Below are 26,062 nucleotides of genomic sequence, written 5' to 3' on the forward strand. Positions count from 1 at the left end.
GGCGTCGTGATGGGTTCCGACTCCGACTGGCGAGTGATGAGCGACGCCTCCCAGGCGCTCACCGACTTCGGCATCCCGCACGAGGTCGAGGTGGTCTCCGCGCACCGCACCCCCGACAAGCTCATGAGCTACGGCCGCGAGGCGCGCGCCCGCGGCATCCGCGCCATCATCGCCGGCGCAGGGGGAGCGGCGCACCTCCCCGGCATGCTGGCGTCGGTCACCGCCCTCCCCGTGATCGGGGTGCCGGTCCCGCTGGCGTACCTGGACGGCATGGACTCGTTGCTGTCCATCGTGCAGATGCCCGCCGGCATCCCCGTCGCCACCGTGTCGATCGGCGGTGCGCGCAACGCCGGCATCCTCGCCGCCCGCATCCTCGGCGCCTCCGATGCAGCCCTCGCCGACCGCATCGAGGAGTACGCCCGGTCTCTCCAGGCGCAGGTGGAGGAGAAGAACGAGCGGCTGAAGGGCGCGCTGTGACCCTTGCGGCTCCGCGCATCCCCGAGCGGGGTGCCCGTCCGCTGATCGAGACCCGTCCGCTGCGCAACCCGGACACGGCCGATCCCGCCTTCATGGGGCGACGCGCCTGGTGGCTGGTGGTGCTGAACGTGCTCGTACCCGGGTCCGCGCAGGTGCTGGCCGGCAATCGCCGGCTGGGGCGGTTCGGGCTGGGAGCGACGCTCGCCGGCTGGGCGCTCGTGCTGCTCGGCGCCGGGATCGCGCTCACCGCCCCGCGGGCGATGGTGTGGCTGACCACCGGCTCACTGTCGTGGTTCGTGCTCACGATCGTGCAGGTGCTGCTGATCGGGTACGCCGTGCTGTGGGTCGTGCTCACGATCGACGCGGTCCGACTGGCGCGGCTCGTCAAGGTGCCGAACCCGACGCGGTGGGCCGCGCCCATCGCCGCCCTCGTCGCGCTCGCGCTGGCCGCGAGCGGCGCGGTGTACGGATCGACGGTGGTGGCATCCGGTCGCGGCGCGCTCGGCTCGATCTTCGGCAGCTCCGGTCCGAGCCTTCCCCCCAGCGACGGGTACTACAACATCCTCCTGCTCGGCGCCGACAGTGGCGACGGGCGGGACTCCATGCGGTTCGACAGCATCTCGGTGGTGTCGGTGAACGCCGAAACCGGGGCGGTGACGATCACCGGCATCCCGCGCGAACTGCCCAACGCGCCGTTCAGCGAGGGCAGTCCGATGCGAGAGGAGTACCCGGACGGCTTCGAGGGGCACGACTCGCGCACCTGCGGCTGGAACGGCTGGATGAACCACATCCGCAACGCCGCCGAAGTGTGCCGGGAGGACGGCGGAAAGGGGCTGTATCCGGACGCGGCAGCGCACGGTTCGGCACCCGGGATCGAGGCGACCAAGGACGCGGCGGAGGGTGTGCTCGGGATCGAGATCCCGTACTACGTGTTCCTGGACATGAACGGCTTCGCACAGCTGGTCGACGCGCTCGGCGGCGTGCAGATCGAGGTGACCAAGCGACTGCCCAAGGGTGGTGGCCCGTCATATCCGGGGGAGCCCGCCAAGGACTGGGCGACCGGCTGGATCGAGCCGGGGGAGCAGCGCATGGATGGCGACACCGCGCAGTGGTACGCGCGGTCGCGCTACACCACCAACGACTGGGATCGCATGAAGCGGCAGCGCGAGCTGCAGGTGGCGATCCTTGAGCAGTTCACGCCCCAGAACGTGCTCACCCGCTTCAACCAGATCGCGCACGCCGGCACCGCCCTCGTCGAGACGGACCTGCCGCAGGACAAGCTGCCGGAGTTCTTCGACCTGATGACGAAGGCGAAGAAGCAGCCCGTCAACCGCATCGAGTTGACGCCGGAGTTCGGAGTGGACGAGCACGAGCCCGATTACGACGCCGTCCACGAGATGGTGCAGCAGACGTTGCATCCGCCGAGCCCCGAGCCGACCGAGGGCTGAGCGCGCGTCGGGCGCGAGCCGCGCGGTCGCGCCTCCGGGCGGTCGCGGTCGTCGCGGTTAGGCTTGCCTCATGAGTGTGCAGCTGCGGATCGTGCTCGATCAGGTCGCGCAGGTGGCCGATCGTGATCAGGCGAGCGCGGCGCTCTCGATGGCCGCCGGACTGGTCGCGACCGCCCCTCGCGGGTGCGCGGTCGCCGCGCTCGTTCCCGCCGGGGCCGAGTTCGCACTGCCCGGCGTGCAGGAGGTGCGCCAGCTGCCGCTGCAGCGCAGGGAGCTGGCCGCGTCGTGGCAGCTCGGCATCGTGCCCGGCGTCGGCGGGGGACTCATCCACGCGCCCACCCTGATGGCCCCCCTCGTGCGGCACGATCGCGTGCACGACAACGACCAGACCACGGTCACGCTGTGGGACCTCACGGCGTGGGAGGCGCCGGAACTGCTGCCGAAGCCGAGCGTCGTCTGGCAGAAGGGCATGCTGAAGCGGGCCGTGAAGCACGCGGATGCCGTGGTCGTGCCCGCGCACGCGATGGCGGCACGCCTGGCCGAGGTCGCCCCTCTCGGCGACCGGATCAGGGTCATCGCCGGTGCCCCGTTCGACGGCTTCGGCGCGGGGCAGGATGCCGCCGAGCGGCGTGCCGCCCTCCAGCTCCCGGCACGGTACGTGGTCGTCGCCGGGTGCGGCGGATCCTTCGAGGCCGGATTCCGGGCGGCGGCCAAGGTCGACGTCGATGTGGTCGTGCTGGACGCGGCGGACGGCGCGGAGCCGGCGCTCGCGGAGCTGGCCTCGGCGGCGGGCCTCGCCGAGCACCGTGCGCACATCCGCGGCGCGCTCGAGGATGCCGATCGCGCGGCCGTCCTGCAGGGCGCCGCGGCCCTGGTGGCGACGTCGGAGCTGTCCGCATGGCCATGGCGCACGGTCGAGGCGATGGCGCTCGGCGTGCCGATCGTCGCCGTCGACACCGGCGTTCACCGTGACGTCATCGCTGACGGTGGCGCGCTCGTCCCCGCCGAGGAGCTCGACGAAGCCCTGGAGGACGCGCTCGGAGCGGGGGAGCGCCGCCTGCGGGTGCTCGCGGCCGACCGGGCGAGGGCGTTCTCGTGGATGAGCTCCGCGGAGCGGGTCTGGTCGCTGCACGCCGAACTGTGAGCCGGGGCGCGTCGACGGCGGGCAGCGCTGACCGGCGGGCGCGGGGAGCGCTTCGAACACGCTGAGAAGTTGCCCGACACGCCGTGTCGAACACCCGAAACTCTCGACGCGGTGGCATCATTCCACAACTTCAGTCACACTGGTCACATGTCTTCACGTGGCCCCCGCCCCTCACACGTGCGCATCCTCGCCAGGACGGTGACCACGATTGTCGCCGCCGCCGCGCTCATCGTCGGCCTTGCGACGCCTGTCGCTGCGGCCGCCGCGCTGCCCGCCGCCACCCCCGGCGTCTCCGCCGGGGCGAGCGGTGGACCCGCGGCCACGGGCCTGGCAGGTGGGCCCGCGAAGACCACGCTGGTCGGATTCAAGCCGGGCAGCATCATCAGCGACGCGGTGTTCACCAACAAGACGACCATGACCGAGGCGCAGATCCAGGCGTTCTTCGAGTCGAAGGTGAAGACCTGCCGCACCGGCTACACCTGCCTGAAGGACTTCCGCATCACGTCGGTGAACCGGGTGGCCGACAAGTACTGCTCCGGATACACCGGCGCCGCCAACGAGTCGGCAGCGCGCATCATCTTCCGGGTGTCGCAGGCCTGCAACATCAACCCGCAGGTGCTGATCGTGATGCTGCAGAAGGAGCAGGGCCTGATCACCCACACGTGGCCGAGTCAGTGGCGCTACGATGCGGCCCTGGGGCAGGGATGCCCGGACGACGCGCCCTGCAATCCCGCCTACGTCGGGTTCTTCCACCAGATCTACGGTGCCGCGCGGCAGATGCAGATCTACATGGAGGGCCGCTACTTCACCTGGTACGCGCCTGGGAAGACCTGGAACATCCTGTATCACCCGAACCGTGCCTGCGGCAGCGCGCCGGTGTACGTGGCGAACAAGGCCACCGCGTCGCTCTACTACTACACCCCGTACCAGCCGAACGCCGCAGCGCTGGCCGCCGGCTACGGCACGGGCAACTCGTGCTCGAGCTACGGGAACCGGAACTTCTACAACTACTTCACGGACTGGTTCGGGCCGACCACGGTCTCGCAGTTCTCGGTCAGCAAGGTCGCGATCAGCGGCTACGTCCTTCCGGGCCAGGCCATCACCGCGAATGCTCTGTTCAGTCCGGTGCCGGACAGCGTGAGCTATCAGTGGTTCCGCAACGGGACGCCGATCGCTCAGCAGACCGGGCGCAGCTACAGCATTCTCGCCTCCGACGTCGGCGCAACACTCCATGTGGTCGTCACCGCGCGCAAGAACGGCCACCAGAACTCCAGCGCCCAGTCGACCCCGTACGTCACCCGAAGCGTGACCGTCGGGCGACTGGCAGGAGCGGATCGCGAGCAGACGGCCGTGCAGGTCTCCCGTGAGGCATGGCCCACGGGGACGCGCACCGTGTTCATGGCCACCGGACGGGATTTCGCTGACGCGCTGACCGCCGCGCCGGCGGCATCTCGCGCGGGGGGAGCGCTCCTGCTGACCGACCCCGATCGTCTGTCCGCAGCTGTCCGAGACGAGCTTCGTCGGCTCGCGCCGACGAGGGTGGTCCTGATGGGCGGCACGGGCGTTCTTACGCCGGCCGTCCAGACCCAGATCGCCGCCGCGGTTCCCCAGGCGCGGATCGAGCGCGCCGCCGGGGCGGATCGATACGCAACCTCCCGCGCCGTGGTGGAACAGGGCGGCGCATCGCCCGCGATTCTCGTGGCGACGGGGCGCGACTTCCCCGACGCGCTCAGCGCCGCGGCAGCCGGCAGCGCCAGCCGCACGCCGGTGATCTTGGTCAACGGCGAGGCGGCGACACTGGATGCGGCCACCGTCGCCACGATCAGGAAGACGGGCGCCACCAAGGCCACGATCGTCGGGGGTGACGGGGTGGTGTCCGCGGGTATCTCCGCGCAGCTCGCTTCCCTCGGGTTGTCCGTCGGCCGCCTCGCCGGGACAGATCGATACGCGACCAATATGGAGGTCAACCGGACGTACTACCCGACCTCTGCGCTCAAGGCTCTCATCGCGCCCGGGTCGGACTTCCCTGATGCGTTGTCCGCATCATCGCTGGCCGGCCGGTGGAACGTGCCGCTCCTGCTCTCCGAGCCGGACTGCCTGAAGACCGATGTCACCGACTTCTTCGTCAGCCGCGGCACGAAGACGATCACCCTCGTCGGCGGCCCGGCCGTGCTGTCCGAGGACGGAGCCGCCCAGCTGCGCCGATGCGGTTGACGCTTCGCACCCTTTCAGTCACCGCCCGATAGGATGTTCTGGCGCGACCGATCGCGTCTCTATGAGTGAGTGGGCCTGTGACTGACACCCGAGACCTTTTCGCCACCGTCCCGCGCTCCGCATTCGACGTCCCGGGCAAGAGCCACGGGCTGATCGACGTGGTGCGCTGGCGGTATCTGCTGCATCTGCTCGTCCGAACCGGCGTCACGACGCGCTACCGCAACTCGGTGCTGGGCTGGACGTGGTCCTATGTGCGGCCGGCGGCGCAGTTCCTCGTCTTCTGGATCGTCCTTGGCATCTTCATGGACCTCGACAAGGGCATCCCGAACTACGCGGTCTACCTCTTCTCGGGAATCGTGGTGATCAACCTCTTCTCGGAGGGGTTCAAGAACGCCACCACGTCGATCGTCGGCAACGCAGCGCTGGTGCGGAAGGTGTTCCTGCCCCGCCAGTTGTTCGCGGTCTCGGCGATCTTCGTCGCGTTCGTCCACTTCCTTCCGCAGGTCGCCCTGCTCCTGCTGGTGTGCCTGCTCATGGGTGCCGCCATGCACTTCACGGTGCTGTCGCTGCTGGCGCTGCTCGGCGGGATGCTCATCGTGATGCTGTTCTCACTCGGGCTCGGCCTCTTCTTCGGTGCGGTGAACGTGCGATTCCGGGATGCCGAGAACATCGTCGAGCTGATGCTGCTGCTGGCGACCTGGGCGTCGCCGGTGCTGTACGCCTGGACCATGGTGCAGGATGCCGTCATCGAGCGCCTGCACTGGCCGTCCTGGTTGGTGGAGCTGTACCTTCTGAACCCGATCACGCAGGGCGTCGAGCTGTTCCACTACGCCTTCTGGCGCCCGGCGACCGAGAGCATGATCGCGGTCGACGGGTACACCGGCACCGATCTCATCGGGTTGCCGCCGATGCTCGGCTGGAACACCCTCTGGACGCTGCTGATCTCGATCGCGACGCTGCTCGTGGGTCAGCTGGTGTTCCGCCGCCTCGAAGGAAGGTTCGCGCAAGACCTATGAGTTCCGAGACGGCGATCAGGCCGAGCATCATCATCGACGGCGTGCACAAGAAGTTCACGCTCAACCACGCGTTCTCGCTCAAGGACACGGTCGTCTCGTGGATCCGTGGTCGCAAGCTGACGAGCAGCTTCGAGGCGCTAAAGGGCATCGATCTCGTGATCGGGGAGGGCGAGTCGGTCGCCATCCTCGGCATGAACGGTTCGGGCAAGTCGACGCTCCTCAAGCTGGTCTCCGGGGTGATGGAACCCGATGGCGGGCAGGTGCTGACACGCGGGCGAGTGGCGGGGCTGATCGAGGTCGGTGCGGGCTTCCACCCCGAGCTTTCGGGCCGGGAGAACGTGTTCCTGAATGCGGCGATCCTCGGGATGAAGCGGCCGGAGATCGAAGCGCGATATGACGAGATCGTGGCCTTCAGCGAGATCGAGGAGTTCATCGACCAGGAGGTCAAGCACTACTCGTCCGGCATGTTCATGCGTCTCGCATTCTCCGTCGCGATCCACGTCGAACTCGACGTGCTGCTCGTCGACGAGATCCTGTCCGTGGGTGACGCGCCCTTCCGGGAGAAATGTCGGCTCAAGTTCGAGGAGCTGATCGCGGCAGGGAAGACCCTCGTCGTCGTCAGCCACGACATGGAGATGGTGCGTGAGCTCTGCACCCGAGGTGTGGTGATCAGCAAGGGCGAGGTCGTCTACGACGGCGAGATCGAGGGCGCCATCGCGTTGGTGGACGCGTGATCGAGGACTGGCTTTCGCTTCTCCTCGCCACGAGCGCAGGGCTCGTCCTGACGTTCGGGCCCGGTCTGCTCGCTCTTCGAGCGGTCGGCTATCGCGGCCTTGCGCTCTTGTCTTTCGCTCCGGTTGCGTCCGTCGCGATGATGGCTTTCGTCGCGATCGCACTGGACATCACCGGAGTGGCCTGGTCGCCCGTTTTCGTCTTGGCGGGGCTTGGGCTGCTGGTTCTGGCCGCGTTGGCGATCGGCAAGATGTTCGGCAGACCGGCGGGCATCCCTGCCCCGGCAGTGAACGGTTGGCTGCTCCCCGCCGCCATCGCGGTCGGTGTGGCACTCGGTGCGTGGCGACTCGCCGCCTATATCCAGGATCCGGCGGGAATCTCGCAGACCAACGACGCGGTGTTCCACATGAACGCGGTTCGTTACATTCTGGACAGCGGCGATGCATCATCGTTCCACGTGAGTTCGATGATTGGCGGAACCGGTTTTTACCCGGCGGCGTGGCATGCGGTGGTCTCCATGATCGTCGCATGCACGGGAGCCGGGATCCCCGTCGCGACCAACGCGTTCACGCTCGTCATCGGAGCAGTCATCTGGCCGATCGGCATCGCCTGGCTCACTCGCTGCGTCACAGGCTCGACCCGCGCGGCCGCATTGGGCGCCCTGCTGTCACCCACGTTGCAGTTGTTCCCGCTCCTGTTGTTCCAGTGGGGAGTGCTCTTCCCGAATGCTTTGTCCCTCGCGATGCTCCCCGCGGCAGTGGCGGCCATCGTGTCGCTGTCGCCGACCGAGCACATCGAGCGGTCTGCGAGTAGCTGGGTGAGGGTGGTGCTGGCGGCGTTGGTCGCAACCGGTGCACTGGCGCTGGCGCAGCCCGCGACGCTGCCGGTGTGGGGGCTGCTGATCGTGATCTGGTTGACCGGACGCTTGCTCTGGGACGACCAAAGGTTCCGTACGCGGCGACTCGTCTGGACGTTGGCCGCGTGGGTCGTGGTGGCAGGGGCCTGGTTCGGGCTCTCCCGCGGCACAGGCGGATCCCACTGGCCGCCATTCCGAGGCAAGCTCGAGGTGGTTGCTGACATCCTCTTGAACGGACAGATGCGAATCCCGTTCGCTTGGCTGGTCAGCGGACTCATGATCGTCGGCCTGATCAGTGCTGCCGCCGTTCCCCGGTTGAGATGGTTCGTGGTGGCATGGCTCGGTCTGTCGGCGCTCTACGCGCTCGCAGCCTCGGTCGGGATGCCTCAGGTCCGCGACGGCCTGCTCGGCCCTTGGTATGCGGATCCATACCGCCTCGCGGCATATGCTCCGGTCGCTGTCATCCCGCTCGCGGCGCTCGGTCTGGATCGTATCGTCATGGCGTTGGAGGCGCGCACTCGTGCGAGGCGCACCTTGTCGAATTGGCTCGTCGCGGCCGGGACCTCGATCGTGGTGCTGCTCATCGTCGTCCTTCGACCCGTGCCCATGCCGGCGTTTCTTGAGGGGACGTTCGATAAGGAATCGCGCTATCTCACAACCGGCGAGAGCTACCTGAGCACGCAGGAACGCGCGTTCCTCGAGAACCTGGACGATCATGTCCAGCCGGGTGAACGAGTGCTGACCAATCCCTCGACGGGGTCCGCGTTCGGTTACATGCTCAGCGGCGTTGACGTGTACCCGCGGACCTGGTCACCGCCCCGCACCAGCGAATGGGAGCTCGTGGCTGTCGAGCTGCGCGACGTCTCAGAGCGCCCCGAGGTGTGTCAGGCGCTTTCCACCCTCGGTGAGCCGGAGTACGTGCTCGACTTCGGCGAGGGCGAACGGGCGCCCGGCCGCTACCAGATGCCGGGAATGACGGATTTCGAGGGTCAGTCGGGCTTCGAACTCGTCGCCCGAGACGGTGATGTTTCGTTGTGGCGGATCACAGCGTGCTCGTACTGAACGCCGTCAACGCGCGCGGTCACCCTTTTCTTCCTGTGTCGCCTCCAAGAGGGCGATCTTGCGTGCGAGCAGCGTGAGCTGACGTTGCAGCACGACGTTGCGCCGATACTGCGTGTAGACGAAAGCGAGGAACATCACGATCAGGCCGTAGAGGACGAGGTCGGTTCCGCGGCCGACACCGACGAGCTGCGCCAGCCACGAAAGCCACTGCGGGAACAGCACCGACAGCACCGCGGCGACGACGAAAAGCGCCATGAGCAGGCGGCGAATCGCGAGGTGGCTGTCGGCACCGGTCCGCCTCATCATGAAGACGGCGAGCACCACGATCGCCGTGATGAGCAGAATCTGGATCCACATGGTCACCTCACCACCAGATCGACGAGGATGTTCACCGAATTGAGCACGCTCTGACCTTTGGCCTTCGAATAGTCGGTGTAGAGCAGCTCGACCGGATGCTCCTTCCACGGCAGCCCGGTGCGGCCGAGTTCAAGGACGATCTCCGTCGCGTGGGCCATGCGGTCCTGCTTGAGCTCGATCTGCTCCGCGGCGTCACGGCGGATCACGCGGAGGCCGTTGTGGGCGTCAGTCAGACGCAAGCTCGTCGTGAGGTTCGTGACCCAGACCGCGGTCTTGAGGATCACCTTCTTGATCCAGCCCGGATTCGTGCGATCGTCGAGGAACCGCGATCCGAAGACGACAGCAAGGTCCTCCGCGCGAGCGAGCTCCAGCATGTCCAGCGCGTCCTGGACGCGATGCTGCCCATCGGCGTCGAACGTCACGATGTATTCGCATTCCGGGTGGGTGAGGGCGAACGAGATCCCGGTCTGAAGCGCCGCCCCCTGCCCGAGGTTGACGGGATGCTGGACGAGCTGCGCGCCCGCCCGGGCGGCGATCGCGGCCGACCCATCGCGGGAACCGTCGTCGACACAGACCACGTGCTCGAAGTGCGGGCGAAGGCCGGCGATCACCTCGGCGATGACATCCGCTTCGTTGTACAGCGGGATCACGACCCACGCGCGGCGGTCGGGCGATCGTTGCGCTGGGACGCTCGATGACATGGTTCCATTGTGGCAGGTGTCCACACCAGGGATATGCGAGACAGGGGCGGTATGGCGGACAGACGACGCGTGATCGTGGCTACCAGGCTGTACACGCCGGAGGTGACTGCCGCGAGCTTCCGGATGGATGCTCTCGCGTCGGCGCTGGCAGACGACATGGACGTCACCGTTCTGACAACGCGCCCGCCGGCATCCGCCCGCCCGTTCGCCGAACCCGGAGCCGTTCGAGTGAAACGCATGCCGGTTCTACGCGATCGCTCCGGGGCCATCCGCGGCTATCTCCAGTACCTCTCTTTCGACGTTCCGTTGTTCCTCCGCCTTCTGGCCCACCGCGGCGACGTCATCGTCGCGGAAGCGCCACCGACGACGGGGCTCGTCAGCGCGCTCGCCGGAGCACTGACACGCGCACCTCTCGTCTATTACCCCGGCGACGTGTGGTCGGATGCTGTCGCATCGACCAACGCGCCCCGACTGATCGTTTCCGCGATGCGGAGGGTGGAACGGTTTGTCCTCCGCCGTGCCCGGTGTGCGCTTGCGGTCTCGCCAGAGGTGGGCGAGCGGCTCGGCGCTCTGGGCGGGCATCCCGAGCGGGTCGAAGAAGTGGGAAACGGGATCGACACCTCGCAGTTCCATCCTGGTGTCGCCTCGGTTCGCGTGGAGAAGCCCTATTTCGTCTACACCGGCACCATGTCGGAGTGGCAGCAACCGGATCTCTTCATCCGCGCTCTGGCGCGACTCGAGGAAGAGGACGTGCAGATCCGCTTCTTCGGACAGGGTTCGAGTGAGAAGAAGCTGCGTGAACTGGCAGAGGAGTTGGCGCCGGGGAGGGTGCATTTCGGCGGGCTGATCTCACCGTCGGAATCCGCGTCGTGGATCCGTGGAGCGGTGGGCGCACTGGTGAGCATCGTCCCCGGGATCGGATACGACTTCGCGCGTCCCACGAAGACGTACGCCGCCGCGGCGGTCGGCACGCCCGTTCTGTTCGCCGGGGCTCCCACCGGCGCCGAGGTGGTGCGCGCGGGCGGGCTCGGAGAGGCAACGGAATTCTCGGTCGATGAGGTGACCGCGGCCATGCACCGGCTTCTGGTGGACGCACGGGACGGCACCACCGAACGTGAACGTGCACGCCGTGCCGAATGGGCCCGTCGGGAAGTGTCCCTGCAGACCGTCGGATCGAGGGCCGCCGACCACGTGCGACGGGCCCTTCGAGGTTCCGGAGACGAGCACCCGTAGAATCGATTGCGACGTCGCCTCTTTCCCCGGCGTCGATGAGGAGCACAGTGACCCAGACGCCACACGTGCGGATCGTGGATTCCGCCGATGTCTCGCCCGAAGCATCCATCGGAGCCGGTTCGTCCATCTGGCATCTCGCGCAGGTGCGTGAGGGGGTGCGGATGGGGGAGAACTGCATCGTCGGCCGCGGGGCCTATATCGGCACCGGCGTGGAGATGGGTGACAACTGCAAGGTCCAGAACTACGCATTGGTGTACGAGCCCGCGAAGCTCGCTGACGGCGTGTTCATCGGCCCGGCCGTGGTGCTCACCAATGACACTTACCCGCGCGCCATCAACGCCGACGGGACGTTGAAGAGCGCACACGACTGGGAGCCGGTCGGAGTGACCATCGAGCGCGGCGCCGCCATCGGGGCGCGCGCCACCTGCGTCGCCCCGGTGACGATCGGCGCCTGGGCGACCGTCGCCGCTGGCGCCGTGGTCGTCAAGGACGTGCCTCCGTACGCGCTGGTCGCAGGCGTTCCTGCGCGACGCCTGGGCTGGGTCGGTGAGGCCGGCGTGCCGCTGACCGCCGGCGAGGACGACAACACCTGGGTGTGCCCGGCCACCGGTGCGCGCTACATCGAGACTGACGGAACACTGACCAAGGAGATCGTGTGAGCGAGTTCATTCCCCCGGCGAGGCCGATCATCGGAGATGAGGAGCGCGAGGCTGTGGACCGGGTGCTGCGCAGCGGCATGGTCGCGCAGGGCCCTGAGGTGGCTGCGTTCGAGGAGGAGTTCTCGGCGCATTTCGTGCCCGGGCGTGCGTCCGTGGCGGTGAACTCCGGCACGGCGGGTCTGCATCTGGGTCTGCTGGCTGCGGGTGTGGGTGCGGGGGATGAGGTCATCGTGCCGTCGTTCACGTTCGCCGCGACGGGCAACTCGGTGGCGTTGACGGGTGGGACGCCGGTGTTCGTGGACATCGAGCCGGAGACGTTCACGCTGGATCCGGAGGCGGTGGCCGCGGCGATCACGCCGAAGACGAAGGGCATCCTGCCGGTGCACCTGTACGGTCACCCGGCGCGGATGCGGGAGCTCGAGAAGCTGGCCGCCGATCGAGGTGTTGCACTGTACGAGGACGCCGCCCAGGCGCACGGCGCGTCGCTGGATGGGCGTCCGGTGGGGTCGTTCGGCGAGTTCGCGATGTTCAGCCTGTATCCGACGAAGAACATGACCAGTGGTGAGGGCGGCATGGTCACCACCGCTACGGAGGACATCGCCCGTCGGGTGAAGCTGCTGCGCAACCAGGGCATGGAGCGGCAGTATGAGAACGAGGTGGTCGGGTTCAACGCCCGCATGACCGACATCCACGCCGCGATCGGTCGCGTGCAGTTGACCAAGGTCGACGGGTGGACGAAGACGCGTCAGCAGAACGCGGCGTTCCTCGACCAGAACCTGCAGGGTGTTGTCGTCCCGCCGGTCGCCGAGGGTGCGGTGCACGTGTATCACCAGTACACGATCCGTGTGGTGGATGACCGGAACGGGTTCGTGAAGGCGCTCAAGGAGGAGCACAACGTCGGCTCGGGCGTGTACTACCCGATCCCGAACCACCGCCTGCCGTCGCTGGCCCCGTACGCGCCGGGTCTGGACCTGCCGGAGACGGAGCGCGCCGCCCGCGAGGTGGTGTCCCTTCCGGTGCACCCCTCGCTGACACAGGCGGACCTGGACCGCATCGTCACCGCGGTGAACGCGGTTGCGAAGGCGGGCGCCTGATGGTGCTGCGCGCGGGTCTGCTCGGTGTCGGCATGATGGGCCGGCACCACGCGCGGGTGCTGCGGGAGATCGACGGGGTCGAGCTGGTCGCGATCGCCGACCCGGGCGGGGATCCGCACGGGGTGGCTGGGGATCTGGAGATCCTGCCCGACATCGACGCGCTGATCGGTGTGGGGATCGATGTCGCGGTCGTCGCGGTGCCGACCCGGTTCCACGAGGATGCGGCGCTCAAGCTCGCCGCGGCCGGGGTGCACACCCTGGTGGAGAAGCCGATCGCGCACACCCTGGATGCGGGCCGACGCATGGTCGACGCGTTCGCCGCTGCCGGGCTGGTGGGTGCGGTGGGGCACATCGAACGGTTCAACCCGGCGTTGCAGGAGCTGCGGCGGCGGATCGAGGCGGGCGAGCTCGGTGCGGTGTATCAGGTCGTGACCCGCCGGCAGGGCCCGTTCCCGTCGCGGATCGCGGACGTCGGGGTCGCGAAGGACCTCGCCTCGCACGACGTGGACCTGACGGCGTGGGTGGTGCAGTCCCCGTATGAGCGGGTGTTCGCGCAGACCGCGTTCAAGTCCGGGCGTGAGCATGAGGACATGATCGTGATCACCGGGCGCACCGAGTCCGGGGTGATCGTGAACAACATCGTGAACTGGCTCTCGCCGATGAAGGAGCGCGTGACGGTCGTCACGGGGGAGAAGGGCGCGTTCGTCGCCGACACCGCCACCGGCGACCTGACCTTCTACGCCAACGGCACCATCCCCTTGGAGTGGGAATCGGTGTCCTCGTTCCGTGGCGTGTCCGAGGGGGATGTCACCCGGTACGCGTTCGCGAAACGCGAACCGCTGCGCGTGGAGCACGAAGCCTTCCGCGACGCCGTCCTCGGCCACACCACCGACGTCGTCACCATGGAACAGGGCCAACGCACCCTCGAAGTCGTCGAAGCAGCACTCCAATCCGCACGAAACGGGGAGTCCGTCGTCCTTCCCGCCTCGTGACCGACCGAGGGGGGCACACGGTCAGGGCCCTCATACGGCGCATAGCCGCAGGGCTGCCGGACCCTGTGGCCGAACGAGTCCTTCCCTGGAAACGAGCCGCGTTCAACACTGCGGGCGTAGCCACACCACAGGTCGCGCGCACGCGTCTCTTCATCGGTCCGGTGAACTCCGCAGGCCAGGGATTCGCGTGGGCTCGCGCCGCTGAGACACTAGGTGACGTCGCCGCGACCAGCTTCATGTACCGCGACCGGCGCGATGTTTTCGGCTATCCCGCTGATCAGGTAGTCGACACGGTCTACTTCCGCACCAACTCGCGGTGGCGGGCAGCCCAACGTCGCGCAGTGCGGCGACGGTACTCGCACGTGATCGTGGAGTCGGGCCGCCAATTGTTCGGCGTCGAGGAATCGACGGTCGACCAAGTGCGTGAACTCCGCGCCTACGGGGTCAATGTCGCGTTGCTCTGGCACGGGAGCGATATCCGGGTACCGAGCCGCCATGCGCGCCGCGAGCCTGATTCGCCGTTCGCGCGGGGTTTCGCGGACACTTCTCGGCTTGAAGAGATCGCGCTCCGCAACCAGGAGCTGATGCGGGAGCTGCAGTTACCGACATTCGTGTCGACTCCTGACCTGCTCATCGACGTGCCAGGCGCGACGTGGCTACCGGTAGTCGTCGACGCCGATAGCTGGTCAACGGCGGGCAGCGCTGCACCGATGCAGCGGCCGCGGCCGGTTGTCGTTCACGCGCCGAGCAATGCTGGGCTGAAGGGCAGCGATCGCATCACGACGGTGATGCGGAGACTTCACGATGATGGTCTTGTCGAGTACCGAGAAGCTCGCGGGATCCCGGCCTCAGAGATGAAGGCGTTCTATGGAGACGCAGACATCGTGCTGGACCAGTTCTCACTCGGAATCTACGGTGTGGCCGCCTGTGAGGCGATGGCCGCGGGACGTGTGGTGATAAGCCATGTGGCCGCCGAAGTGCGCGACGCCGTGCACAGACTCACAGGTGACGCTCTGCCGGTGCTGCAAGCTCGTGCCGATGAACTCGAAGCCGTGCTTCGTCGCGTCCTCTCCGAGCCGGCGGCGGCTCGGGCTGCAGCGGACGCTGGACGCTCGTTCGTACGGCAGCACCACAACGGTGCACGATCGGCCGAAGCGCTGCGTCCCTTTCTGAGTGCAGCGTCCTGAGCGAGTCCCACAGCGTCGCATGGGAGACTGACTGTGTGGCAAACGACGTGAAAGCGGAGAAGACTGCATGAAGCTGGTCGGCAGCACCTTCCGCGAGTTGATGACCTGGCTCCCGGCGGACGCGCGCTCCTACCTCGTCAAGTACGTGGCAGTGTCGTGTCTGCTCGCAGCGCTCGATATCGCGGCGATCATGCTCCTTGCGCTCAGCCTCGCGCCCATGATCGCGCGCGCTCCGATCAACCTCCCCGTTGTCGGCGCAATCGGCGCAGACGCGTACGTCTGGCTCATCGGCGCTGTCGCTTTTCTCATCCTGATCAAGTCCGCACTGGCACTCGCGCAGCAGTGGTTTGCGACGCGGCGGTTCGCGAGTTTCGAGCTGGAGATCGGACGACAGCTGTTCGACAGCTACATCAAGGCGCCCTGGACCTACCGACTGGGGAGGAACACTGCACAGATCGTGCGCATCGCCGATGTCGGCATCGCCAACACCATCAGCGGATTCCTTCTCCCGATCGTCCAACTGCCCTCGCTCGTCGTCGGTTTTGTCCTCATCCTCATGGTCCTGGTGATCGCTCAGCCGGTCACGGCGCTGATAACCGTCTTGTATCTCGGCGCCATCATGGCGCTGTTGTATTGGGTGGTCGCGAGTCGTTCTGTCCAGGCGGGACGCGTCTCCCGGGACTACTCATTCAAGGTCGCAGCGTTGATGACCGAGATGATGCAGGCGCTGAAGGAAATCACCCTGCGCAACAAGACCGGAGAGGTCGCCGCCGTCGTTCAGTACAACCGGACGTTCAGCACGCGGGCCAGAGCGAACATGAACTTCCTCGGCTCGCTTCCCTCGTTCGTGCTCAACTCTGCGCTCGTCGGTGGGTTCGTTCTCGTCGGCGGCCTCGGTTACTTCATCGGCGGGATGGAGCAGGCGCTCGCCTCTGTAGCGCTCTTCGCCGTAGCTGGTTTCCGACTCGTTCCTTCCCTCACTGGGTTTCAGTCCATCGTCACCACGACCTCTGCCAACGTGCCGCACGTGCAGGCGGTCATCTTCGACATCAAGTCGTCTCAGCTCTACATCTCTGTGGCCGAGAACCTCGGCAAAGATCCGATCGAAGGCACGCCGCGCGTTCTCGAATTGCAGGGGGTCTCCTTCGGCTACCCCGGGCACGAGGACACTCCTGCCGTGCACGACATCGACCTGCGGATCCCCATGGGGAGTTCCGTTGCACTGGTGGGATCATCCGGCGCCGGGAAGTCGACCCTCGTGGACATCCTCCTCGGACTGCTGGTCCCGCAGCAGGGCACGATCCGCCTGGACGGCCGAGACCTGACCGACGTACTCGCCGCCTGGCGCACCAGGGTCGGGTATGTGCCGCAGGATGTCTCGCTGTTCGACGGCACAGTTGCGCAGAACGTCGCCCTCGCGTGGGATGATCACGAGATCGACTTCGACCGTGTGCGTACCTCGCTCGAGCGGGCACAGCTCTGGGATGTCGTGGAGAAGCGCGACGGTCAGATGCGGGGACGGATCGGCGAGCGGGGTCTGTCGCTCTCCGGCGGTCAGCGCCAACGCCTGGGAATCGCGCGCGCTCTGTACAGCGATCCCCTGGTCTTGGTGCTGGACGAGGCAACCAGTGCGCTCGACACCAAGACAGAATCCAAGGTGACCGAGGCGATCCGCAGCCTCAAGGGGCAGGTCACCATCGTGTCCGTGGCACACCGGCTGTCGACGATCCGCGACAGCGACCTGGTGTGCTTCATGCAGGACGGCACGATCGCCGACCGGGGTACATTCGACGAACTCGTAGCCCGCGTTCCGAACTTCGCGGAGCAGGCGCAGCTCGCGGGGCTGGCGTGACCCGGCCGTTCGCCGAGATCGTCATCGCCTGTCATGACGAGGCGCGACCGCTCGAACGTGCCGTGGCGTCGCTGCTGCAGGACGCGGACATCAGGGATCGAGTTCGTGTCACCGTCGTGGCGCACGGCATCGATCCTGCGCCCCTGGCGGGGCGGCTCGCGAACATCGATGGCGATGTTCGCGTCGTCGGGTTCACGGACGGCATCCGCAGCGCAGCAGGGCCGTTCAATCACGGCCTCGAGCTGGTCGAAGGTGAGTACTGCGGTGTGATGGGCTCCGACGACTTCCTGGAACCTGGTGTGATGAGCCGGTGGATCGCCCATGTCGAACGTGAACGGCCGGACGCGGCGATCGCGCAGATACGTCTGCAGAGCCAGACCGTGATGCCGAACCCACTGGTCAGACTGGGCAGACGCCGGAAGCTCGACGCGGCGAAGGACAGACTCTTCTATCGCACGGCCCCGCTCGGTCTGCTCCGCACCGCGAGACTGAGGGAACTCGGCCTGCGCATGGTCGAAGGCGTGCGCGTCGGTGAGGACTTCGATTTCGGCATTCGCCTCTGGGCGCACGCCGGGCGCGTAGATTTTCTCGCTGGCATGGGCAGCTACGTGATCGGCGAGGATGCCGGCGAGCGCACCACCGGGGCCATGCTTACCATGGCCGAGCGGTTTGCCCCGATCGACCGCCTGTTCGACGACGGCGTGTTCTCGAGTCTCAACGCCGCGCATCGGCAGGCGCTGGTCGTGAAACTGATTCGCGTCAGCATCGTCGGAACCGCTCAGGCAGTCGCTGAGCAGGCGCCGTCCGACGACGACGTGCGGACCATCGCCGACCTTCTGCGTCGGTTGCTGGCGGAGGCGCCGCGCGCTCTTCGACCGTTCAATCGCCAGGACCGCCGCGTGCTCGACGGTCTGCTCGACGAACCGACATCGCGACGCATGGTCGCCGACGTACGCCGCTCACGGCAGTCCGGGCGGCTCGAACGCTGGCTGACACCGGACCTTGTGCACAGCTTTGCGCGTGAGTCCACGCTGAGACGCTACATGCTGTACTTCTGCCGCCGAGACCGAGGGAGTAACGCGTGACCGCCCGCCCGACGATGCTCATCCTGTCGTATTCGCCCATCGTCGGCGATGCGCGAGTTCTGAAGCAGGTGACGCGGTTCGTGAGGGACTTCGACGTCACGACACTCGGATACGGTGAGCGGCCCGAGGGCGTAGTAGAGCACATCTCCATGCCGCGTGAGATCCGCTATAACGATCTGGACGGCGGCCTGATTACGCGCAAGCGCTACCGCAAGGTGTACTGGAAGCTGTCTGCCGTGCGCTGGTCACGAGAGGCGCTGAAGCGACGCAAGTTCGACGTGATCATCGCGAACGATGTCGAGGCGGTCCCCGTGGCCGTGAAACTACGGCCTCGTCGGGGTGTGCTCGCAGACCTTCACGAGTACAGTCCGCGGCTCCATGACGACAACCCGGCATGGTTTGAGCGGATCACGCCCTGGTTCGAATGGGTGGTCCAGCGGTACGTGACCCGCGCTCAGGCTTGGACGACGGTCAGTCGTGGCATCGTCGACGAGTACGAGCGCAATTTCGGCTTTCGTGCCGAACTGGTGACGAACGCGGCGCCGTTCCACGATCTGCAGCCGAAGCCGACCGCGCGAACCATCCGGTTCGTTCACAGTGGCGCCTGCCTGCGCAATCGCCAGCTGGACGAGATGGTGACCGCCATCCAGTCCGCAGACGCGGACGTGACCCTTGATCTGTACCTGACCGCAAACGATCCGGGTTATCTGGAGGAACTGCGCCAACAGGCCGCGGCCGGCGGACGGGTCGTCGTCCATGATCCGGTCCCCTATGCAGCTCTGATCCCGCTGCTGAACGACTACGACATGGGCATTCATCTCCTGCCGCCCGTCAACTTCAACAACAAGTGGGCGCTTCCCAATAAGCTCTTCGACTTCCTGCAAGCACGGCTGGGCGTGCTCATCGGACCATCACCCGAGATGGCTTCCTACGTCACGGAGTACGGAACAGGTTCCGTCGCCGACGATTTCACAGCGGACGCCGCGCGTCGGGCCATCGAAGCGCTGACCTCCGAGATCGTCGACGGATTCAAGCGCAACGCCCACAAGTACGCGCAGGAGCTTGCCGGTGAGCGTCAGGTCGAGAAGTGGGAGCGCATTGTTCAGCGCATGATGGGGAAGAAGAGTCGATGATGCCCGCGCGTCGGACCATGCTGATCCTCTCGTTCTCCCCCATCGCGGGCGACGCGAGGGTGCTGAAGCAGATCGCCCGCTTCACCCACGACTTCGACGTCACGACCCTCGGGTACGGCACGGCACCTGATGGAGTCGTCGAGCACATCTCGATGCCGGCCCAGGTGAGGTACGACGATCTCGACGGCAGGCTCATAACCCTGCACCTCTATCGCGCGGCGTACTGGGCGATCTCGGCCGTCCGCTGGGCTCGCGCCGTCCTGGCGGGCCACGAGTTCGACGTCATCATCGCCAACGATGTGGAGACCGTGCCGGTCGCCCTGGGGCTGAAACCTCGTTACGGTGTCTTGGCCGATCTGCACGAGTACAGCCCGCGACTCCACGACGACAATGCCGCATGGGCGCGAAGGATATCTCCCTGGTTCGCGTGGGTGGTGCGCCGCTACGTGACCAGGGCCCGGGCGTGGACGACGGTCAGCGAGGGCATCATCAGAGAATACGAGCGGAACTTCGGGTTCCAGGCCGCCCTGGTCACCAACGCGGCGCCATACCACGAGCTGGTGCCGACGGCCAACAGTGGCCCCATCCGTCTTGTCCACAGCGGTGCCTGCCTTCGGAACCGGCACCTGGACGTCATGATCGAAGCAGTGCTGACAGCGGATGCCGACGTCACCCTCGACCTCTACCTCACGCCGAACGACCCGCCGTACCTGGAGGAGTTGCGCAATCAAGCGGAGCGCAGCGACCGGATCGTCGTGCACGAGCCGGTGCCGTACGCGAACCTGATACCACTGCTCAACCAGTACGATCTCGGCGTTCATCTGCTTCCGCCGGTCAACTTCAACAACACTTGGGCGCTCCCCAACAAGATCTTCGACTTCCTGCAAGCCCGCCTCGGCGTGCTGATCGGGCCGTCCCCCGAGATGGCCGCATACGTGACGCGGTACGGCTTCGGCACAGTTATCGACGGATTTACGACTGAGGACGCTCGTGCGGCGATCGAGGGAATCACCCGTGAGAATGTCGACAGTTTCAAGCAGCAGGCGCACGCACACGCCTACGAACTCGCCGGCGAGCGTCAGGCCGAGGTGTGGGAGCGGATCGTCGTCGGCATGACGACGGAGGCTCCCCGATGACACGGCCACGCCTGCTGCTGATCTCCTTCTCGACCATCGAGGCCGACGCCCGAGTGCTGAGGCAAGTACGCCGTCTCAGCAAGGACTTCGAGGTGCACACCGTCGGGTACGGAGCGGCACCGGCCGGCGCGGCCTCGCACATCCGCGTGCCCGACGAGTTCCCGATCTGGCGGTACGACCGGGCGAAGGTCGTGTTGCGCCGGTATCGCAGTGCCTACTGGGGAAACCTCGCGATCGCGTACGCCGCAGAGGCGCTGCGGGACACAGCATGGGACGCTGTCCTGGCAAACGATGTAGACGCCGTCGGTCTCGCCCTTGCGCTGGATTCCGCGCACGGCGTGCATGCGGACCTGCACGAGTACGCGCCGCGTCAGAAGGAGGACGTCATGCGATGGCGGCTCTTCGTGGCCCCCTTCATGCGGTGGATGTGCCGTCGCTTCGTGACGCGCGCCCGGTCCGTCACCACCGTGGGCCAGGGCATCGCCGACGAGTACCTTCGCGAGTACGGCATCCGTGCAGGGGTGGTCACGAACGCGGCACCGTTCGCCGACCTGGCGCCCGCGCCTGTCGGCGAACCGCTGCGCCTGGTGCACTCCGGTGCCGCGTTGCGAGACCGGAATATTCTCGCGATCCTGGATGCCGTCTCCGCCACTACCACCGACGTGCGGCTGGATCTCTACCTGACATCCAATGACCCCGCTTTCCTCGAGGAGGTCCGCGGGCGCGCGGCGGCATCCCCCAACATCGAACTACACCCACCCGTGCCCTATGCCGAGCTGTCGTCGGTGCTCAACGCGCACGACATCGGCATCCACGTCCTGCCGCCGGTGAACTTCAACAACAGGTGGGCGCTGCCGAACAAGTTCTTCGACTATGTCCAGGCCAGGCTGGCGGTGATCATCGGGCCGTCGCCGGAAATGGCGCGGGTGCTGAGCGAGCACGGGTTCGGCGTAACCGCCACGGGCTTCGAAGCCGAAGATCTGACCCGGGTGCTCGACGGTCTCACGGCTGAGCGCGTCGCAGGATGGAAGCGCGCCGCGCACACCGCCGCGGAGGATCTCTCCGGTGAGCACCAGGCAGAGCTGTGGGCGGAGGCGATCCACCGCATGCTCTCCGACCGGCGACAGGCGGAAGGGTCATGACCCGGTTGCTTTTGTTCACCAACGACTATCCGTATCGCACGGGCGATGCGGTGTTCGTAGAGAAGGAGATCGGCGCCCTCGCAGAGGTCTTCGACGACGTCGTCGTGTTCTGCCACGCGCGCGACACCTCGCCGGGGGTGACGGCCATGCCGGCCGGAGTCCGTCTTGGCGGGAACCTGTTCGAGCCGTCGCCAGAGGACGCGCCGCGCCGGTTGCTCGAGTGGTCGTCTGCCGGACTCTTCCTCGCCGCGACCTGGCAGGAACTGATCTCGGGTCGGCTGCTGCGGCACCCGCGGCTGTTTCTGATGGGGGCGAAGGTGGGCCTGACGCAGGCGCACCGCACGGCAGTGCGCGAAGCCATTTCGGGCGATGAGGATGTGGTGGCCTACGGCTTCTGGGCGATGGGCGGCGGGCTCGGTCTGCCCTGGCTCCGCGGGGTGCGAGCGAGGGTGGTGCGCGCACACGGCTACGACCTCTACGAGGAGCGCGCGGCGGAGGGCTATCTGCCGGTGCGCCCGTTCCTCTTCCGTCGCGCTGATCGGATACTCACCATCTCCGAGGACGGCGCTCGCTACCTCGGCAGCCGCCACAAACATGTACGCGGCCGCATCGCGGTGAGTCGGCTCGGCGTATTCGGGCCGGATCGCCCACCGCTGCACCCCCCTGGCGACCGGATCACGATTGTGTCGTGCTCGGCCGTCAGCGACATCAAGCGAGTAGGGCTGATCCTGGATGCCGTGCGCGCGCTCGCCGATGCTGGAGTTGATCGACCTGTGCACTGGCTCCATTTCGGCGACGGCCCGCTGATGAGGGAACTGCGCGAGTCGATCATGGACCTGCCCGAGAGCGTGACTGTCGAGTTGCGAGGGCAGGTCGCCAATGCTGAGGTGCTCGATTTCTATCGTCGCCAACGCGTGGACCTGTTCGTGAACGTCAGCACGACGGAAGGAGTGCCGGTGAGCATCATGGAAGCCATCGCGCACGGCATTCCAGTCGTTGCGACCGCGGTCGGTGGCACCCCCGAGATAGTGGGTAGGGAGCTCGGCACCGGCGACGTCGTCGCCTCCTACGCCACAGCGCCTGAGATCGCCTCGACAATGAGGTCGGTCATCGAGGCCCCCTCGGGGTCGTTCGCGCCGCGTGAGTTCTGGGAACGGGAGTACGACGCCCGGGTCACCGGCGCTCGAGCCGCCGAACTCGTGCGTACTGCCGGCCGCTGAGCACCGCGGGTATCCACCGACGTCGAAGTGCTCTGCGCCGCGGCTGATAGCGTCGGAGCGTGAAGGTGCTCGTGGTGACGACCTGGCTGCCGACCCGTGAACGGCCCGAGGTCGGCTCGTTCGTTCTGCGCGACATCGAGATGCTCGCACGCGATCACGAGGTCCATGTGCTGCACCTGTCCGCAGGAGGCACCACCCTCCCCATCGACGCCGAGACCGCATCACTGACCACCCTGTCCATGTCGCCAGCGAATCCGTTCAGCATCGCCAGGGCTGCACGGGCCATTTCTGAATACGCCGCCGGCGCCGACCTCGTGCATTCGATGGCAGCGTCGGCGTTGTTGCCCTTTCGAATGTTCCGTTCGGAGCGGCCGTGGGTGCACACGGAACACTGGTCCGCGCTGCTCGCCCCGTCCACGGTCGGCCCGATCGCACGCGCGGCGATACCCCTCACCGCGCGACTGCTCGACCGTCCCGATATCGTGATCGCTGTTGGGAACGGGCTGGCTTCCGCCATCAAGCAGCGACGCTCGGGCCCCACGGTCGTCATCCCCAACGCCGTCGACCGTTCGGATGACATACGGGAACGACCGCTCGGGCCGACGATTCGCCTCGTTGCCGTCGGAGGACTCATCGCGCGGAAGGGGCCGGACGTCGCGATCGGAACCATCGCCGAACTGCGCGCCAGGGGAGTGAACGCCACCCTGGACTGGGTCGGGGAAGGACCGTTGCGCGGAGAGCTCGTCTCACTCGCCGAGCGCCTCGGCGTTCGCGACCATGTGCGGCTTCGAGGCGCCTGTCCACCGCGCGACATCCCGGCGATCCTCGCCGAGGCGGACGTGTTCCTGTTGCCCACCACGATGGAGACCTTCGGCGTCGCCATAGCGGAGGCTCTCGTCGCCGGCCGGCCGGTCGTCGTCGGCGGCGCCGGGGAGCAGGCTTCGTTCGTGACCGAGCCCGACGGCGTGCTCGTGCATGAGCAGACCCCGGCGGCGTACGCGGACGGCGTGCAGCGAGTCCTCGCGATGAACGCCGGTCGCCCCGCCGCTGAGATCGCCGCCCGGGCAGCATCGACGTTCGACCCCGAAGCGCGTCGTGCCGCCTATTCCGACGTGTACCATCGCGCGGCGGCGTTGAGCGCCGGACATCGCAGTGAGCGGGACGTGGACGTGATCGTAGCCGTTCACGATGCCCGCAGACGGGTCGACAGGGCAGTGCACTCCGCCCTCACGTCCACATCCGTCTCGCGTGTGATCGTCGTCTGCCATGATGTCGATCCGCAACGGATCGATGAGTCCCTCGCAGTTGACGACCCACGGGTCGAGCTGGTCGGGTTCCACGACGGCATCCGCAGCCCCGCAGGGCCGTTCAACCACGGTCTCGACATCGCGACAGGGCGGTTCGTGGCGATTCTCGGCTCCGATGACGAACTGACACCGGGTGCTCTGGACGCTTGGCGCCGAACCGCCGAGCGTGACGCGGCGGACGTTGTCCTGGCACCTCTTCGTCACGCATCCGGCGCTCGAGTTCCCACTCCACCGACATGGCGACGCCGTCGGCTGCACGGTGGTCGTGACAGGCTCGCGTACCGCACAGCGCCTCTCGGCATCGTGGCGCGGGAGCGGTTGGGGGGTCTCCGGCTGACCGAGAGGTTGGCAACCGGCGAAGATCTGGCGTTCACCGCACGGCTCTGGTTCGGCGACTTCCGTCTGAGTAGACACGCCGGGGCAGACGACTATGTGATCCACGACGGCGAGGGCAGGGTCACTTTCACCACCCGGCCGCTGAATGAGGAACTGAGGGCGGTGGAGCTGCTCATCCGCGATGCCTGGGTAAGGGTGCTGTCGGAGGCGGACCGCACGGCGATCGCGACCAAACTATGGCGGGTCAACGTCTTCGGCGCCGTTCACTACCGGGCCGGCGCGTGGACGGACTCGGACCGCGCCTGGCTGGCGGGTCTTGTCACCGAGTTGCATGATTTCGCGCCGTCGGCGACCGGCCGGCTGTCTCGTGCTGATGCGGCACTCGTGGCTGCACTCCGGGACCGCTCTTTGCCCGATGCCGAAGTCGATCGTCGTTCCCGGCGACGTCGGCGGTTCGCCTCGACTGCCGCATTGATCCCCGATCGTGCCGCGCTGCTGCTCGCAAGGGATGCACCGTTGCGGTTCAGCGCAGCGACGTGGTGGGCGGGTCGCCGCTGATCCCCGACCGCCTGGTGTGTGAATAGACTGGCTTCTCGTGAAGATCGTCAGCGTCGTAGGCGCACGCCCGCAGTTCGTGAAACTCGCTCCCATCCACAAGGCTGCGGTCGGAGCGGGCATCGATCATGTGATCGTCCACACGGGCCAGCACTACGATCCCATGCTCTCGGACGTCTTCTTCGAGGACCTCGGCATCGGCACCCCTCACGTGCACCTCGGTGTGGGGAGCGGGTCGCATGGTGTTCAGACGGGGGCGATGCTCGCGGCCTTGGACGGCGTCTTCGACGAGCACCAGCCCGACTGGGTGCTCGTCTACGGTGACACCAACTCCACGGTGGCAGCAGCGCTCAGCGCCGTGAAGATGCACATCCCCGTGGCTCACCTCGAAGCTGGGCTGCGCAGCTTCAACCGGCGGATGCCGGAGGAGCACAACCGGGTGATGACTGATCACGCCGCCGATCTGCTGCTCGCGCCGACGCAGGTGGCGGTAGACCACCTGGCTGCGGAAGGGCTCGCAGAGCGCACCGTGCTCGTCGGTGATGTGATGACCGACGTGCTCTTCGAAGTGCGTGACCAGGTCGGTTCCGCCCCATCGGTACTGCTTGAGGAGCTCGGCCTTTCCCGGGGCGGGTACTACTTGGCGACGATCCACCGGGCTGAGAATACTGACGACCCTGCCCGGCTCGCGGATATCGCTGTTGCACTGGCCGAGCTCGACCGACCGGTTGTGCTTCTCGCGCATCCCCGTGTCGTCGCCAAGGCAGCCGCGCACGGCATTCAGCTGAGTCAGGGATCCCTTATCGCGCACGCTCCGCTGGCATACCCCGATCTCATCAGCGCTGCACTCTCCAGCGCCGGCGTGGTCACCGACTCGGGTGGCCTTCAGAAGGAGGCTTTCCTGCTACGGGTGCCGTGCACCACGGTGCGAACAGAGACGGAATGGGTCGAGACTGTCGAGCTCGGATGGAACGTGCTCGCGAACAATGCCGCGGAGATCACTGCTGCTGTCTCCCGCCCCGCGCCTGCGCAGACTGACGCTGCTCCGTATGGGGACGGCCACGCCGCCGAGCGCGTCGTTCAGGTACTCTCCGCCCGGCAGCGCTGAGCGGAGTCGACCTCGC

22 protein-coding genes are annotated in these 26,062 nt (G+C 67.0%); 20 read left to right on the top strand and 2 right to left on the bottom strand.

Features of this window, described 5'->3' with window-relative positions; translation table 11 throughout:
* Positions 1–9: 9 nt before the first annotated feature.
* The 7 genes from purE (at position 10) to RIF65_RS08255 (ending at position 8,949) form a co-directional block, all read left to right on the top strand.
* Entirely contained in the window at positions 10–477 is a 468-nt protein-coding gene (gene purE, locus RIF65_RS08225; RefSeq protein ID WP_309065290.1) for a 5-(carboxyamino)imidazole ribonucleotide mutase, read from the top strand.
* Complete coding sequence (locus tag RIF65_RS08230) at positions 474–1,925, top strand: LCP family protein (protein WP_309065042.1); 1,452 nt, start codon at positions 474–476, stop codon at positions 1,923–1,925. Before purE ends, RIF65_RS08230 begins: the two co-directional genes overlap by 4 nt.
* 70 nt (positions 1,926–1,995) lie before the next feature.
* On the top strand, positions 1,996–3,069 hold the full coding sequence (locus RIF65_RS08235) for a glycosyltransferase (protein WP_309065043.1): 1,074 nt from the start codon (positions 1,996–1,998) through the stop codon (positions 3,067–3,069).
* A gap of 147 nt (positions 3,070–3,216) precedes the next feature.
* Entirely contained in the window at positions 3,217–5,283 is a 2,067-nt protein-coding gene (locus tag RIF65_RS08240; protein ID WP_309065044.1) for a cell wall-binding repeat-containing protein, read from the top strand.
* 77 nt (positions 5,284–5,360) lie between these two features.
* On the top strand, positions 5,361–6,299 hold the full coding sequence (locus tag RIF65_RS08245; RefSeq protein WP_309065045.1) for an ABC transporter permease: 939 nt from the start codon (positions 5,361–5,363) through the stop codon (positions 6,297–6,299).
* Positions 6,296–7,033: an ABC transporter ATP-binding protein gene (locus RIF65_RS08250; RefSeq protein WP_309065046.1), complete on the top strand. Its 738-nt coding sequence runs from the start codon at positions 6,296–6,298 to the stop codon at positions 7,031–7,033. The genes RIF65_RS08245 and RIF65_RS08250 overlap by 4 nt, the downstream gene beginning before the upstream one ends.
* The gene (locus RIF65_RS08255) at positions 7,030–8,949 is read left to right on the top strand and encodes a DUF6541 family protein (protein ID WP_309065047.1); all 1,920 of its coding nucleotides are present in this window, start codon (positions 7,030–7,032) and stop codon (positions 8,947–8,949) included. The genes RIF65_RS08250 and RIF65_RS08255 overlap by 4 nt, the downstream gene beginning before the upstream one ends.
* A 6-nt stretch (positions 8,950–8,955) precedes the next feature.
* Here RIF65_RS08255 and RIF65_RS08260 read toward each other — a convergent pair whose 3' ends face one another.
* On the bottom strand, positions 8,956–9,306 hold the full coding sequence (locus RIF65_RS08260) for a DUF2304 domain-containing protein (protein WP_309065048.1): 351 nt from the start codon (positions 9,304–9,306) through the stop codon (positions 8,956–8,958).
* Between the two features lie 2 nt (positions 9,307–9,308).
* Positions 9,309–10,007 carry a glycosyltransferase family 2 protein gene (locus tag RIF65_RS08265; protein WP_309065049.1) on the bottom strand — a complete coding sequence of 233 codons (699 nt, stop codon included), beginning with the start codon at positions 10,005–10,007 and terminating at the stop codon, positions 9,309–9,311.
* Between the two features lie 102 nt (positions 10,008–10,109).
* On the opposite strand from RIF65_RS08265, the gene RIF65_RS08270 reads away from it, so the two are divergent.
* The 13 genes from RIF65_RS08270 (at position 10,110) to wecB (ending at position 26,046) form a co-directional block, all read left to right on the top strand.
* Positions 10,110–11,240 carry a glycosyltransferase gene (locus RIF65_RS08270; RefSeq protein ID WP_309082521.1) on the top strand — a complete coding sequence of 377 codons (1,131 nt, stop codon included), beginning with the start codon at positions 10,110–10,112 and terminating at the stop codon, positions 11,238–11,240.
* 47 nt (positions 11,241–11,287) lie between these two features.
* Complete coding sequence (locus RIF65_RS08275; protein ID WP_309065050.1) at positions 11,288–11,899, top strand: acyltransferase; 612 nt, start codon at positions 11,288–11,290, stop codon at positions 11,897–11,899.
* The gene (locus RIF65_RS08280) at positions 11,896–12,993 is read left to right on the top strand and encodes a DegT/DnrJ/EryC1/StrS family aminotransferase (protein ID WP_309065051.1); all 1,098 of its coding nucleotides are present in this window, start codon (positions 11,896–11,898) and stop codon (positions 12,991–12,993) included. Before RIF65_RS08275 ends, RIF65_RS08280 begins: the two co-directional genes overlap by 4 nt.
* Positions 12,990–13,985, top strand: a complete 996-nt coding sequence (locus RIF65_RS08285) for a Gfo/Idh/MocA family oxidoreductase (RefSeq protein ID WP_309065292.1) — start codon at positions 12,990–12,992, stop codon at positions 13,983–13,985. The genes RIF65_RS08280 and RIF65_RS08285 overlap by 4 nt, the downstream gene beginning before the upstream one ends.
* 65 nt (positions 13,986–14,050) lie before the next feature.
* Positions 14,051–15,172, top strand: coding sequence for a glycosyltransferase (locus RIF65_RS08290; RefSeq protein ID WP_309065052.1), 1,122 nt, complete (start codon positions 14,051–14,053; stop codon positions 15,170–15,172).
* A gap of 67 nt (positions 15,173–15,239) precedes the next feature.
* Complete coding sequence (locus tag RIF65_RS08295) at positions 15,240–17,024, top strand: ABC transporter ATP-binding protein (RefSeq protein WP_309065053.1); 1,785 nt, start codon at positions 15,240–15,242, stop codon at positions 17,022–17,024.
* Positions 17,021–18,109: a glycosyltransferase gene (locus tag RIF65_RS08300; RefSeq protein ID WP_309065054.1), complete on the top strand. Its 1,089-nt coding sequence runs from the start codon at positions 17,021–17,023 to the stop codon at positions 18,107–18,109. The genes RIF65_RS08295 and RIF65_RS08300 overlap by 4 nt, the downstream gene beginning before the upstream one ends.
* Positions 18,106–19,242, top strand: coding sequence for a glycosyltransferase (locus RIF65_RS08305; RefSeq protein ID WP_309065055.1), 1,137 nt, complete (start codon positions 18,106–18,108; stop codon positions 19,240–19,242). The genes RIF65_RS08300 and RIF65_RS08305 overlap by 4 nt, the downstream gene beginning before the upstream one ends.
* Positions 19,242–20,378, top strand: a complete 1,137-nt coding sequence (locus RIF65_RS08310) for a glycosyltransferase (RefSeq protein ID WP_309065056.1) — start codon at positions 19,242–19,244, stop codon at positions 20,376–20,378. Before RIF65_RS08305 ends, RIF65_RS08310 begins: the two co-directional genes overlap by 1 nt.
* On the top strand, positions 20,375–21,520 hold the full coding sequence (locus tag RIF65_RS08315; protein WP_309065057.1) for a glycosyltransferase family 1 protein: 1,146 nt from the start codon (positions 20,375–20,377) through the stop codon (positions 21,518–21,520). The genes RIF65_RS08310 and RIF65_RS08315 overlap by 4 nt, the downstream gene beginning before the upstream one ends.
* An 11-nt stretch (positions 21,521–21,531) precedes the next feature.
* Positions 21,532–22,740 carry a glycosyltransferase gene (locus RIF65_RS08320; protein WP_309065058.1) on the top strand — a complete coding sequence of 403 codons (1,209 nt, stop codon included), beginning with the start codon at positions 21,532–21,534 and terminating at the stop codon, positions 22,738–22,740.
* A gap of 59 nt (positions 22,741–22,799) precedes the next feature.
* Entirely contained in the window at positions 22,800–24,941 is a 2,142-nt protein-coding gene (locus RIF65_RS08325; RefSeq protein WP_309065059.1) for a glycosyltransferase, read from the top strand.
* A gap of 37 nt (positions 24,942–24,978) precedes the next feature.
* Positions 24,979–26,046, top strand: coding sequence for a non-hydrolyzing UDP-N-acetylglucosamine 2-epimerase (gene wecB, locus RIF65_RS08330; protein ID WP_309065060.1), 1,068 nt, complete (start codon positions 24,979–24,981; stop codon positions 26,044–26,046).
* Positions 26,047–26,062: the final 16 nt, after the last annotated feature.

The sequence above is a fragment of the Microbacterium sp. genome (assembly GCF_031180975.1).
Taxonomy (GTDB): domain Bacteria; phylum Actinomycetota; class Actinomycetes; order Actinomycetales; family Microbacteriaceae; genus Microbacterium.